General features: G+C 37.2%; 12 protein-coding genes, 1 pseudogene and 1 riboswitch. Of the genes and pseudogenes, 5 read left to right on the top strand and 8 right to left on the bottom strand.

Translation table 11 applies throughout. The annotated features are described in order from the left end of the window. Positions 1–137: 137 nt before the first annotated feature. The 4 genes from M3189_RS25465 to rpiA form a co-directional block, all read right to left on the bottom strand. The gene (locus tag M3189_RS25465) at positions 138–959 is read right to left on the bottom strand and encodes a pirin family protein (protein WP_251639449.1); all 822 of its coding nucleotides are present in this window, start codon (positions 957–959) and stop codon (positions 138–140) included. 396 nt (positions 960–1,355) lie between these two features. Next, positions 1,356–2,015: a fructose-6-phosphate aldolase gene (fsa, locus tag M3189_RS25460; protein ID WP_045517207.1), complete on the bottom strand. Its 660-nt coding sequence runs from the start codon at positions 2,013–2,015 to the stop codon at positions 1,356–1,358. A 35-nt stretch (positions 2,016–2,050) separates the two neighbouring features. Continuing rightward, entirely contained in the window at positions 2,051–2,944 is an 894-nt protein-coding gene (gene gnd / locus M3189_RS25455; protein ID WP_251639447.1) for a phosphogluconate dehydrogenase (NAD(+)-dependent, decarboxylating), read from the bottom strand. A 188-nt stretch (positions 2,945–3,132) separates the two neighbouring features. Beyond that, positions 3,133–3,789 carry a ribose-5-phosphate isomerase RpiA gene (gene rpiA / locus M3189_RS25450; protein WP_251639458.1) on the bottom strand — a complete coding sequence of 219 codons (657 nt, stop codon included), beginning with the start codon at positions 3,787–3,789 and terminating at the stop codon, positions 3,133–3,135. Positions 3,790–3,871: 82 nt separating this feature from the next. Between rpiA and M3189_RS25445 the strand changes: the two are divergent. After that, positions 3,872–4,030: pseudogene (locus M3189_RS25445) on the top strand (DUF188 domain-containing protein); the annotation flags it as partial. 134 nt (positions 4,031–4,164) lie between these two features. Here M3189_RS25445 and M3189_RS25440 read toward each other — a convergent pair. Then, positions 4,165–5,169 carry a DUF3231 family protein gene (locus M3189_RS25440; protein ID WP_251639445.1) on the bottom strand — a complete coding sequence of 335 codons (1,005 nt, stop codon included), beginning with the start codon at positions 5,167–5,169 and terminating at the stop codon, positions 4,165–4,167. 245 nt (positions 5,170–5,414) lie between these two features. On the opposite strand from M3189_RS25440, the gene M3189_RS25435 reads away from it, so the two are divergent. Then, positions 5,415–6,038 carry an FMN-binding negative transcriptional regulator gene (locus M3189_RS25435; protein WP_251639443.1) on the top strand — a complete coding sequence of 208 codons (624 nt, stop codon included), beginning with the start codon at positions 5,415–5,417 and terminating at the stop codon, positions 6,036–6,038. 150 nt (positions 6,039–6,188) lie between these two features. Continuing rightward, entirely contained in the window at positions 6,189–6,629 is a 441-nt protein-coding gene (locus M3189_RS25430) for a YaiI/YqxD family protein (protein ID WP_251639441.1), read from the top strand. Between the two features lie 4 nt (positions 6,630–6,633). Here the strand turns inward: M3189_RS25430 and M3189_RS25425 are convergent, their stop codons facing one another. Further along, positions 6,634–7,815 (bottom strand): AraC family transcriptional regulator, encoded by a 1,182-nt coding sequence (locus M3189_RS25425; protein ID WP_251639439.1) that lies wholly within the window; start codon positions 7,813–7,815, stop codon positions 6,634–6,636. 249 nt (positions 7,816–8,064) lie between these two features. Between M3189_RS25425 and M3189_RS25420 the strand changes: the two genes are divergently transcribed. Then, the gene (locus tag M3189_RS25420) at positions 8,065–9,672 is read left to right on the top strand and encodes a glucose PTS transporter subunit IIA (RefSeq protein WP_251639437.1); all 1,608 of its coding nucleotides are present in this window, start codon (positions 8,065–8,067) and stop codon (positions 9,670–9,672) included. A 173-nt stretch (positions 9,673–9,845) separates the two neighbouring features. Next, positions 9,846–10,445 (top strand): class I SAM-dependent methyltransferase, encoded by a 600-nt coding sequence (locus M3189_RS25415; protein ID WP_251639436.1) that lies wholly within the window; start codon positions 9,846–9,848, stop codon positions 10,443–10,445. 108 nt (positions 10,446–10,553) lie between these two features. On the opposite strand, the gene M3189_RS25410 is transcribed toward M3189_RS25415, so the two are convergent. Together M3189_RS25410 and M3189_RS25405 are read right to left on the bottom strand one after the other, a co-directional pair. Continuing rightward, positions 10,554–11,867 carry an amidohydrolase family protein gene (locus tag M3189_RS25410; protein ID WP_251639434.1) on the bottom strand — a complete coding sequence of 438 codons (1,314 nt, stop codon included), beginning with the start codon at positions 11,865–11,867 and terminating at the stop codon, positions 10,554–10,556. Between the two features lie 78 nt (positions 11,868–11,945). Then, positions 11,946–12,045, bottom strand: a riboswitch (purine riboswitch). A gap of 195 nt (positions 12,046–12,240) precedes the next feature. Next, on the bottom strand, positions 12,241–13,101 hold the full coding sequence (locus M3189_RS25405) for an amidohydrolase family protein (protein ID WP_251639432.1): 861 nt from the start codon (positions 13,099–13,101) through the stop codon (positions 12,241–12,243). Positions 13,102–13,409 lie beyond the last annotated feature (308 nt).

The following is a 13,409-nucleotide window of genomic DNA, read 5'->3' as shown; positions in this document are numbered from 1 at the left end:
GAATGATGTAAGTTTGAGGTTCCCTGTCAGGTATCTTAATCTTACTTCATGAAGTGTACTGGGGTCTTTTTGTAATTTCTGGAGGAAATACCTTTCGACATGTATTATCTAATACACCAGGCACCATTAATTAGGTTTTAAATGCATCTCTCCCAGCAACTCTCAGATGAACCATTCGTAATCGTGATTTCCTGATCACCGGCAAGCTTTACACGGTGGTACGTTTCAATCGCTGTTTCATCTATATTTAGTTTATCTCCCTGATAATAGTAAATATTTCTCGTCATTGTCGCTGAAACGGATGGCAGGGTGAAGACTGCTTCCGGCTCCATATGAATAACGTAAATCCCCACATGATGACTTTTATCGTTTGCCCAAGAAGCAGAGTTTGGTTCTAAACTAGACTTGCCCTTCATACTTCCAGCAACCAGTCTTATGGTCGTTTTCTGTCCATTCGCAGCAGCCGACTGTACTTCCGGTATATCCTCAGCCCATAACATTTTATATTCAGGATCAGCGAATTTATCTTTTGCCGGTAGATTCAGCCATATCTGAAAGAATTCAAGTGGATTGCCTTTATCCTGATTTACGAGAGGAAACATTTCAGTATGCTGGGCACCCTTTCCTGCTGTCATCCACTGAACATCTCCATTCCCAAATCGTCCAGTGGACCCATATGAATCAAAATGATCAATAAGGCCTTCAAGAACGACGGTTACCGTTTCAAAACCTCTGTGGGGATGTACAGGAAATCCTGGAACCGTTTTGCCGTGATACATTCTAAACCCATCATGCAGTGTAAAATCCTCACCAAGATTTCTGCCTTCCAATGAAGCGTTAGGAACCTGTTGGTCATTTCCTGAAGGATACGCATCTTTATGATGGACTGTCATTAGGAACGGGTCTTCTGTCTCCCATGGAAATCCTAATTTTTGTATTTTCATGATTTTGTTTTTCATTTCTATTCCTCCCCTTTAAAAGTCACCATTGTGTGGAATTCCTTTTATTCCTTGATGCACTTATGAAGGACTAATCTCGTTGGGGACCTTCCTGATTTATCCTTCATTACCCTTATGAAGACCTAATCTCGCTGGGAACATTCCTGATTAGTCCTTCATCATCCATATGAATGACTAATCTCGTTGGGGACCTTCCTGATTTGTCCTTCATCACCCTTATGAAGGACTAATCTAACTGGGTACTTTCCTGATTTGTCCTTCATCGACCTTTCATACTGCTGTACTAAGAATCAACAATGAAATTTTAAAAAACTTTCATTTAAATAATGTAAAAGGACGTTATTTCCTATCCCGGCAAGGATAAGAGATAACGCCCCTTTAGTTTTTCAGCAATATTTATACTGTTTTCCAGTCAGCAGCAAATTTTTCAAGACCTTGGTCTGTTAACGGATGTTTTGATAATTGTTCAATGACCTTAAATGGAATCGTTGCAATATGAGCTCCTGCCAACGCCACACGTGTAACATGGTCAGGATGACGAACTGATGCTGCAATGATTTGTGAATCTAGATTTTGAACACGGAACATCTGAGCAATTTTTGCTACTAGTTCTACACCATCTTCATTAATATCGTCTAAACGTCCTAAGAATGGTGAAACATACGTAGCTCCTGCACGTGCAGCAAGCAATGCCTGATTGACACTAAAAATTAAGGTAACATTGGTTTTAACACCTTTTTTAGTTAAATAGCGGCAAGTCTCTAGTCCATCAAGTGTCATTGGAACTTTGATGGTAATATTCTTATCGCCACCGTTGATTTTAATGAGCTCGTCTGCTTCTGCAATCATTTGCTCAGCTGTTAAAGCATTTGGTGTTACTTCGGCAGAAACTGACTCAACCTCTGGAACGGCATTTAGTATTTCAGCAATACGGTCTTCGAATTTCACGCCTTCTTTAGCAACGAGTGAAGGGTTGGTAGTTACACCTGATAATACGCCAATTTTATAAGCCTTTTTAATTTCCTCTAGGTTTGCAGTATCGATAAAAAATTTCATGATCTTTTTCCTCCAATTTTTAATAAATAATATTTTTAGTTCTTTTCGACAGCATGTCCACCAAATTCATTCCGTAAAGCCGCTACAACTTTACCAGTAAATGTGTCATCCTCTAAAGAACGATAACGCATTAATAAGGACATTGCAATGACTGGTGTTGCTGTTTTGAGATCTAATGCTGCCTCTACAGTCCATTTTCCTTCACCTGAGGAATGCATAATCCCTTTAATTTCATCCAAATTTGGATATTTTGAGAATGCATTTTCTGTTAATTCCATCAGCCATGAACGAATAACGGATCCACTATTCCAAACTCTTGCAACCTTTTCATAGTCAAATTCAAAATCACTTTTTTCTAGTACTTCAAAGCCCTCTCCAATAGCAGCCATCATGGCATATTCAATTCCATTATGAACCATTTTCAAGAAATGCCCGCTGCCTGCTTTACCGGCATATAAGAAGCCATTTTCAACAGCTGTATCTTTGAAAAGAGGTTCTACGACTTCCCATGCTTCTGGATCTCCGCCAATCATATAACAAGCTCCATTTCGAGCCCCTTCCATTCCGCCTGAAGTACCCGCATCCATAAAGCTCACGCCAACTTCCTTTAATTCATTGTAGCGTTGAATCGATTCTTTATAGTGAGAATTACCTGCTTCAACGACAATATCTCCTTTTCCCACAAACGGTAAGATTTCACCGATAACGGAATCAACCACAGCATGTGGGAGCATAATCCATACAATTCTTGGATGATCCAAAGACTGAATAAGTTCTTTATAACTTGATACACCTGTAGCTCCATATTGCTTCATATTTTCTACTGCACTTGGATTCACATCAAATGCTACCACTTCGTGATGGTGATCCAATAAATTTTGTCCTAAGTTTAATCCCATTTTTCCTAAACCAATAAGTCCTACCTTCATTATGTTCTCCTCCAAGGGTGTAAATAATTTGTTTTATCTTCTTCTACTTAGAATGATTTAAGACACTTTTCGCTATACTTACTACATTATTCGAAAACCAAATTCCTTCATTACTGATGCTACAAATAAGACAAAAGTCATTGATTCCATTATTCTTCCCCCATGTTCGTATCTATTCTCTCTACTATCTATCCTCGGATTTTCGTTACTAGTGTGTTATCAACAATGGTAATAACCGTATCCGCCATATCTATAAATAATCCATTATCCACCACACCAGGTATAAGGTTTAGGTTTTTCTCTAAATCTCTTGGCTTCTTAATTTCTTGAAAGCTGGTGTCGATAATATAGTTACCGTTATCAGTAAGAAAAGGGGTTGCTTCCTTTTGCCGCAGCTTTGGATTACCTCCAAGCTCTCGAATGTACTTCATGGTCATTTCATAACCAAATGGCACCACTTCGACTGGCAGTGGAAAAGTACCTAATGTATCCACATTTTTATGAGAGTCTGCAACGACAATAAATGTTTTAGCTGCATTTGCAATTATTTTCTCTCTTAAAAGGGCTCCGCCTCCTCCTTTAATGAGATTTAACTCTGAATCGATTTCATCTGCTCCATCAACCGCTACATCAATTTGCTCAATCTCATTTAACGAAACAAGTGGGATGCCAAGCTCTAACGCTAATTTTTCCGTTTGTTTAGAAGTAGGTACTCCCTTAATGGATAGTCCTTGCTGGACTAAATGTCCGAGCTTAGACATGAAATAATAAACGGTAGACCCTGTACCAAGTCCAACGACCATACCATCTTTCACGAACTCAGCAGCTTTTTCTCCAACCTCCATTTTTTCAATCAAGGCATTATCCCCTTTCAACTAAAGCTGGATTCCTATGATTAATTTGTCCATTGTCTTGTAACTTGTTCCCCATACTAGGTATAGCTATACCAATGAAAACATTGATCAAATATTACTATCACGTTATTTGAGTGCAATGGCTCGAAAAAGCGGCAAGCGTACAAAGGGACTAATACCATTTACTGCAGAAGATAATGAGAAATTTAGGGAGCTTTTTAAAAGAGCAATTTTATGCAAAAAAAGCTGCCATATCGTCCCCTCTTGTGGAACATCCTGTGAATCAAGAGTATTCGGGTGGTGACAGGGACCTCAGCTAAAAAATACAGTGTTACTCCCTCACCAATTAGGGTAACACTGTATTTTTTACTTTTCTTTTGCAATCTCTTTTCTATTAGGAGCAAGTGGAGGCTGTTCTAACCATTTATTTTGTACCATGATATTAAACCATTTCTTCGTTACCATAAGATTTTGTAGAATGGTGCTTTCGTAAGTGGCAACAAGGTCTGTTCGCATTGCGGATGCTAACCCTGTCCCGTGATAGGCTTGTGCAGCTTGGAATAAGAAACCAGTAAGATACAAGATTAACTTATCAGAAAAAGGAGAATCTGTTGAAGTTGTAACTTCAGTTTCCCACGACTTAGGAACGGGTAAATTATCCGTTTGCATAATTTTTGAAAAAACTTTTATTTGTTGGTCGGCCGTTTTTCCGGCATCCTCTAAAAATTTTCTTACTTCTTTTGTTTGTGCGACTTGACTGAATGCGATTGAAAGAGTTTTTGCCATAATACTTTTTTTAAGGTTGAAAGAAATGCTTATGATTTCTGTGGCTGCTAAAGTTCTACCCTTTCCGAAAAGTCCATCTGAGAAATCTTGACTGGAAACATATTCAGGGTTTTCAGCTGGATAAAATAAAGGGTCTCTCTGAAAACTTCCTTTCTCCAGCAATAAATCAATGGTTTGATGATACATCCTTTTCCCATCATTATCACAAGAGTCGTAAAAAAATCTTAAGTCCTCTCTGACAGAAACGCCCAACGAAGTGGAGTGTCCTAGCAAACCATGTAAAGTCATGATGTGTAAATAATTCAGGCAAAATATATCTGTGAATAATCGTTGTTTCCCTTTAAAGAGGTCGGATTCTGTAAAACCAATTGGAACTGAAAACCCTTCGTTCTCTATAAAAGTTACAATTTGTTGCTTTTGTTTTTCGAACGTCTTAATAGCATCCTTAAAAATGGTTTTAATTGACTCGTCCTCAATAATAGAAACCATATATCTATTTACAATATCAACGGCTGTTCCATTTACATACTCTCCCCATAAAGTTCCTATTTCGGAAGATGTGAGTTTTAATTTATCCTTTTCCATTCCGTCACCTCTAGGATATTATTTACCAATACATCAAGAGGTATGAAGATTTTGTTTGATTTATGAAGAGGAAAAACACTGGATGTTAAGTTTATATATTAATGGGTAATTATGTTACGATGAAAAAAAGTTTTTGAAAAAGGGACTTAAGCTAACGATCCAGGTAAGTTCAAGTAGGACTTCTTTCAAGTTGTACCGAATTAATAGCTGATAACACTCTAACTTTTGTTGAAAGGCGGAACATCATGTATATTCCTAAATATTTTAAGGTCACAAATTTTGAAGAAACCAGGGAATTTATTCAAAAGAATTCATTTGGAACACTTATCACCACCAAAAAAGGGAAACCAATTGCAACTCACTTACCCTTGCAGTTGATTAAAAAAGGAGAGGATTACTATATAACAGGGCATATGGCTTATGGGAATCCTCAATGGAGAACATTCGAAACCGGTGAAGATGTATTGATTATTTTCCAAGGACCGCACGCTTATATCTCTTCCTCCTGGTATGAACAGGAAAATGTCCCGACATGGAATTATCAAGCTGTCCATGTATATGGCGCAGCCATCATTTTGAACGAAGAAGAGTTAAAACAGGACCTGACAATGTTGCTGCAAAAATACGAAAAACACCGAAAGAATCCTGTTTTATGGGATAAGCTTTCTCCACAGTTATTAGAAAAAGAACTAAAAGGTATTGTTGGATTTAAGATTAAAGTACAAGAAATTCAAGCTGTCGATAAACTAAGTCAAAATCGTAACGAAGAGGACTATCAGAACATCGTTAATAAACTATATGAAGAAAAAGATATGAACTCTCAACAAATCGCTCAAATAATGGAGAGGACATTAAAAAAGGACAAATAATAGACATATAAAACTTTCTTCAACTATCTGCTTCTTTAACAAATGAAGGAGTGAGAATTCTGACTCCTACGCACCTATTCAAAGGGTCAGGTTAGTTCAAGGGAAATCTTAGTTTAATATATCAGGTAATACCTTTCAGGAGTGATAAAGTTGAAAATTTATGTTGATGCAGATGCTTGTCCGGTAAAAGATATTATTATCGCTGAAAGCAGGAATGCTGCCATTCCTGTTGTCCTTGTTACGAGCTTCTCTCATTTTTCTACTGCGGAACAACCATCTGGCGTAGAAACCATTTATGTCGATTCCGGAGCAGATGCTGCAGATTATCGGATTATGAAGTTAGCAGCAAAAGGAGATATCATTGTTACGCAGGATTATGGTCTCGCTTCGCTGGGTTTAGCAAAAGGGTGTACGGTTCTTCACCATACTGGGTATCGCTATACCAATGAAAACATTGATCAATTATTACAATCACGTTATTTGAGTGCAATGGCTCGAAAAAGCGGAAAACGTACAAAGGGGCCAAAGCCATTTACCGCAGAAGATAAGGAGAAATTTAGGGAGCTTTTTAAAAGAGCGATTTTATCTTAAAAAATCAGCTCCCAGCCTCCCCATCTCGATACTGTGAGGGAGTTCTGCCTGTTTCTTTTTTAAAGACTCTAGAAAAGTAGGAAGGATCATCGTAGCCAATCATATAAGCAATTTCCTCAATGGATAGATTCTCTGTTTTTAATAGCTGTTTCGCTTGTTTCATTCTTAAAATCTGTTGATAAGCGGTTAAGGTCATGTTTGTTTCTTCTTTAAATTTTCGAGATAGATGGCTGGGATGTGTGGACAGTTTTGCTGCCAATTCTTCTTTATTGATTGGCTTATTATAAAAACTTAGAATATATTCAATCACTCTTCGGGTCATGATACTGTATTTACTTAACGAGTTGGATACAACTACATCGCAATATTCCTCAATCATGGTGTCTTCTAATTGATGCAGGGCTTCCACCTGATTGGCATTTTCAATTTCATAGGCGAATTTTTCCGAGATCCGATGAATCATGATGGCAGGGACATCACTATTTCTTGCTGATGTCCGCAGTAGCGTATTTAAGATAATGGCAACATTTTTAAGTCTGCGTAACGGCTGATTTGGAAAACGTTCGGAAAAAGAAAACAGCATATTTTTAGAATTAATGAGTTTTAAAGCTTCCTTTTTATCCCCACGTTCAACCGCATGCATAAAATCCTTTTCAGTCTTATACCTCAATTTAACAAGTTCTCCCTCTTCATCCACATTGAAAGGGTCTTCCTTCCTATGAACAGGGCGGATGCTTTTATCAGAAACAATGACAATCGGGGATATTTCTTGCTCCATCATATTTGTAAACTGCTGTAGAACACTTCCATAACTGAGGGCTTGTTCTGCAGTTAGTACATAAATTTTATCGCATATAACCTTTAAATCTTCACTTTGTGTACTCGTGAGCTGATATTCCCTCGATAAACTGTATAGATTCGGTGTCTTATTAAAATACGGACCGATAATAATCGTCCAGGTTTCCTCACTTTTACTGAAGGAATAGCCAAAATAGTGTAAGTCCCATTCATTCATATAGGAAAAAAGTTGTCCTGTATGTTTCATTTGGTCATACAAAGATAAAACATCTCTCTCCCCAGAACCGGGCATAAATGCTGGGATAGAAATCATTTCATGATGGTAAATGAGCTTACGCTTTTGATTAAATACATACGTATTTAAATTGGTTATAAGTTGAATTTTCATTGCACTTGAGATGATTTTTGATGGTTCCAGGTTACTCCCTCCAATCAAATATAAATTTGTTTTTTATCCGGATATTATCAAATAAGTCCTAATGGATTACGATTGAAATCATTATACTAGTATTACGTTAGCCCTTTCAATTCAAGAAATTTTAACTAGAGAAAATGAAAGCGGTAAAAATATTAATAAGCGATAGTAATAGAGGAAATTAAAGCAAAAGATATAGATATGGGAGTGTGGATAACAACGATGAGTACTCAAAAACAAGACCAAACAAATACAGCAGATTTACCAAATGAGAAAAAAGAAAATAAATTATCTAAAGTATTAGGTGTAATTTCAGGAAGTTTTGCCCCTATTATCGGCGTTCTTGCTGGTGCTGGACTCTTAAAAGCCATGTTATCCGTTTTAAACACATTAGGCTGGATGTCTGATGAAAGCGGTGCCTATGTAATTTTATCAGCAGCTGGAGATGCTGTTTTTCACTTTTTGCCCTTATTTCTCGGTATTTCCATTGCCCTTAAACTGGGTGCCAATGGTTATGTCGGCGGGGTAATTGGTGCTGCCATACTGATGCCTGAAATTATGCACCTTGTAGACGAAGATGTGAAGTCCATCGACTTTTTAGGTATTCCTGTCTTATTAGCTGATTATTCTTCTACCGTATTTCCTATCTTTATCGCCATGTTCGTTTATGCAGGACTCGACCGATTGTTGAAAAAAGTGATTTATAAAGATATTCAGATGTTTATCAACCCATTAATTTCAATAGCCATCCTCGTCCCTTTAACCATGCTGGTGTTTGGCCCAATTGGGACACTTCTTGGAGAAGGATTAGGTTCGGTTATTACTTTCTTGAGCGACCGAAGCGGACTATTAGCAGGTGCTGTCTTAGGTGCTTCATGGACATTCCTAACGATAATGGGTTTACACTGGACGATTATTCCACTTGCCATCGTGAATCTTGCCACTGGTCCAGATCCGATTATAGCTATGGCAGCGGCAGCTCCATTTGCACAAGTGGGAATAGGGATAGCGGTTTTTCTGAAAACACGTGATAAAGATTTAAAGGCTCTTGCTGCAAGCGGAATCCTGCCTGGTGCTTTGGCTGGAACCACCGAGGCAATTAACTATGGAATCATCCTTCGTTATCGAAAAACAATGGTCTATGTGATCATCGCTGCTGGTATTGGCGGAGCAATTAACGGAAGTCTTGGCGTTGTTATGAATGATTTTGTCCTTCCAAGTGTGCTTGCCATTCCTGCGTTTACACCAATTTGGGAATATCTAATTGGGATTGGCGTCGCATTTGCCATCGGTTTTCTTTTAACGTACCTCCTTGGTTATGAAGGTAAAAATGTAAAAGTGAATGACAATTTTACGCAAAATATCTTTGGTGTACGGCCGGAAACCATTACTAGTCCATTGCCTGGGAAGGTGGTCCCAATAACCTCTATCCACGACCCATTATTTGCGACCGAGACCGTAGGTAAAGGGATTGCCATTGAGCCGGAAGCAGGTAAAATTTATTCTCCTGTTGATGGTATGATTACCACACAATTTCCTACAGGACATGCAGTTGGCATAAAGTCTGAAAATGGAGCTGAGGTTTTAATCTATATTGGCCTTGATACTGTACAACTAAAAGGAAAATACTTTACACCACATGTAAAACAAGGTGATCATGTTAAACAAGGCGACCTGCTCATTGAATTTGAAATGGACCAAATAAAAGCAGAGGGATTTGAAACCACAACATTGGTGGTGATTACAAACAGTAATCAATATTTAGACGTTGATGCCACTACTAGCGAAACAGTAGAACAAAATGGTCAGTTGTTGAAACTAACCGTTTAAAGTATTGTTAAAGAGTTGGTCCCCTTTGGATCAACTCTTTTGAGGTTGAGACCCTAGGGAGGGTTCTGGTGGTTTTTTAGACAGGTTACCCCTTCTCAGTAGTTAGAATGCCGAAGACGCTGTAGGTGCTTTATCAGTTTAGCTAACACCTAAAGAAATTGGGGGAGTGAAATATGGAAAATAACGTTTTTGAACAGATGGCAAAAAGATATGATACAGAGGAAAGAATTGAATTAGCGAATATTATAGTTAAGCAAGTAAGACCAGAATTACAAAATAGTAAATCAAAATCTTTAATCGACTATGGGAGTGGTACTGGTCTAGTTAGTTTGGAATTATCAGATCTAGTCGAATCTATTTTGTTGATAGATTCATCAAAACAAATGTTGGAGGTTTCGGAAGCCAAAATTTCTCACAAAGGAATTACCAACTCAAAAGTACTTTATTCAGATTTTACTCAAGAAACTCCAGAAGTTAAGGCAGACATCGTTTTAATGTCACTAGTCCTTCTTCATATTCCGGATACAAAAAAAATTTTACAAGAAATGTTCAACATTTTAAATAATCGCGGCAAGCTAATCATTATTGATTTTGACAAAAACGATAAAATACATCACCCGAAAGTTCATAACGGTTTTTCGCATGAAGAACTGAAAGAAAGATTATTGGAAGTCGGATTTAAATCAATTGCAACGAAAACATTCCATCACGGTGATCTTATTTTTATGAATCAAGATGCCTCAATGTTTATATCCAGTAGTAAGAGATCCTAAGAAATGGAAAGGTTCTTCAAGTCGAAGAACCTCTAAGAATTTATGTGTTATATGGTCACGAGGGTCCACTGTCACTTACAGAAAAATGATAAAAGAGTAAGTAAATATTTAGTTACTAGTTAGTGAATTCTGGAGGCGATTTGCTTCTGCGATCACTCTTTCTTCATCGATCGTTAAACATCTGCCGTTCTTTACAATTGCATTCCCATCAATATAGACGTCACATACATCGCTTCCGCGTGCTGCATAAAGTAAATGTGAATATGCTGTACTAATTGGTTGTAAATGCTCCTTATCGTAAGGATAAATTGTTATAAAATCTGCCTTCTTATTTGCTTCAAGAGAGCCCGTATGTTCCATGCCAATGACTTCAGCCCCACCCCGAGTAGCCAATGTTAACGCAGTTTGTGCAGTGAATTTAGTAGCATCTTTATATATCCCTTTTTGTAGTAATGCAGCAGTTCTAACTTCTTCAAACATATCAAGATTGTTATTAGAAGCTGTGCTATCTGTTGCAATACCTACTTTAACCCCAGCTTGTAAAAGACTAACAACATCCGCAATACCTGAACCTAGCTTCAAATTACTAATTGGATTGTGAGCAACTCGTACATCATGTTGCTTTAAAATGGCTCTCTCTTCATCGTTAAGTATTACACCATGTGCCATTACTGTTAGTTGATCAAAAATACCTAATTTGCGAAGATGCTCGATAGGTCGATTTCCATAACGAGTTTCGATGTCTAAGATTTCAAAATCAGTTTCTGATACATGGATGTGTATCATTAACTCATTTTCCTTTGCAATTCGAGCAGTTTCTATAAGTGTTTCCGGGGTACAAGCATAAGGGCTATGAGGTGCAACCATAGTTGTTAGACGCCCATCAGCAAACATTTTATAGTTTTTAGAAAACTGCTCGGCATTCATAAGATTCATTTGCTGCTCTTTCTCTGTGCCGAAGCTAAAAATCGAATACGAAAAGGCTCCACGAATTCCTGTTCCACTAATTGTTTCCATTACAGCGCCCGGGTCAATACCGTTAGGATTAAACATATCTGAGAATGTAGTTGTTCCCGACTTTAACATCTCCAAAATACCAAGCTGTGCACTCACTGAGGCAATCTCTGTTGTAAATTTCTTTTCAATTGGCCATATTTTAGTTTCAAGCCAAGGCTTTAGCAGCATATCGTCTGCAATACCACGTAAAAGAGTCATTAAAATATGAGAATGGGTATTCACAAGACCAGGCATAACCCATTTACCTGCAAGATCCACTACGTGGTCTGCATCTCTCAGTAGCTCTTCAGAACGTTCGCCTATATAGGAAATAAGTTCATCTTCTACAACCATCATTCCGTTTTTTATGATTCGATTTTCCTTATCCATAGTAAAAAAAGTAGCGTTAACATAAATTGTTTTCATTTTTTTCCTCCTAAATCGCTTTTAAACATTAATATAAGTTGATTTTTCAAAAAAAAATCCTGATTACGAAGAAAAATGTAGAAAATACATTTTTTTCGTAATCAGGATTTTACGGTTCCTGGTAGAGACCCCCATACCTTATCAATGAGGTTATACAATCGATTTATGCTTTTATATAACCAAATGATAAGTGATAAATGAGCAAAGTTCAACATTTTCTATAATTTAGCATCCTTGTTAGATCATTTTATATTGGCTAACTATTTATTTTATCCCTAAAAAAGCGGTTAAAAAATTTTAGGCTTTAGAAAATATAACCATGGGTGGTTATGGGAGCCGTCCCCATTATTGAAAAGTTGGGATAGAGTTTTGGTTAATCAATCAATTCTAAAAAGGTTTTTCCAAGGATATATTCCTTATGGTCATCAGGAATGTCAAGTGAATCAATCCAACCCCTCTTTGAAGAATAATCATATTCATTAAATTTTTTCATTCCATATGGTCCGTCACAGCCAAAAAGGACTTTTCGATATCCTAAAGCTTCCACTGCTTTTTTTACAAGAGATGCATTTAGATAATCGCTAGAGGTATCGACAAATACATTGGGTTGATCGTTAATGTATTTCCATAATTTTTTCCAAAAAGGAAGGCCGGCATGTGCATAAATCAATTTAAGCTTAGGGAAGTTCTCAGGTAAATATTTATAAGAGTCTGGTTCTGAAGAGAGATGGATAATCAGTGGTACGCCTTTTGATTCACACATAGCGGCAACTGAATCAAGTGCCTTAATACTATATGCATGCATGAACGGATGAGCCTTCACTCCAATAAAACCAGGTTTATTAAGATATGATTCTACTTCTTCTATGGATTCAGGAATCATTGGGTTTACGGCTGCCCACCCTAGAAGCCTGTCTGGAAATCGATCAATTGCAGCAGCAACAAGATCATTCCTCGGCTTAGAAAAGATTTTGTATGAATGACCATAAAGGTTGAAATGGCCATCCTTCACTAGACCATCATAAATTTTAAGCCCAATTTGTGGTGAATGAAGGATTAGAAAACGGAAAAACCTTTGTAAATGATGTTGATACGTGCTTTCCACTTCAAACATTGTTTCGTTCATGGGTGCTATGAGCACTGTTTTCGTTACATTATTTTCATCCATACCCTCTATCATTTTTTCTAGAGTCAACATCGTTTCATCCACATGAAAATGGCAATCAACAATCATATTCATTCTTCCCTTCGATTTCTGTTATCAACTACTTAACTATATCTAGGACCCTTATTTTCTAGTTAAATACATATTCTGTTTAGGTGTGGAATATCCTTTCTATCGTTTTCTCACCTTCCATAATCTAATTTAAAATATCTACTTGTATACTTCTCAAGATTAAATCCCTCTTTTGAAAATTTCTCATTTTCGATTAAGGTAGGATTCAAATTTCGTTCCAAACAGGGTCTAAATAAATTTTGTAAAAAAATAACCAAGAGTTACTCTTGAATCATTTTCAAAAGTAAATCTTGGTATTATAATTG

The sequence above is a fragment of the Neobacillus niacini genome, assembly GCF_023715415.1.
Lineage (GTDB): Bacteria > Bacillota > Bacilli > Bacillales > Cytobacillaceae > Neobacillus > Neobacillus niacini_C.
This window is presented reverse-complemented; position numbering and strand designations above follow the sequence as displayed.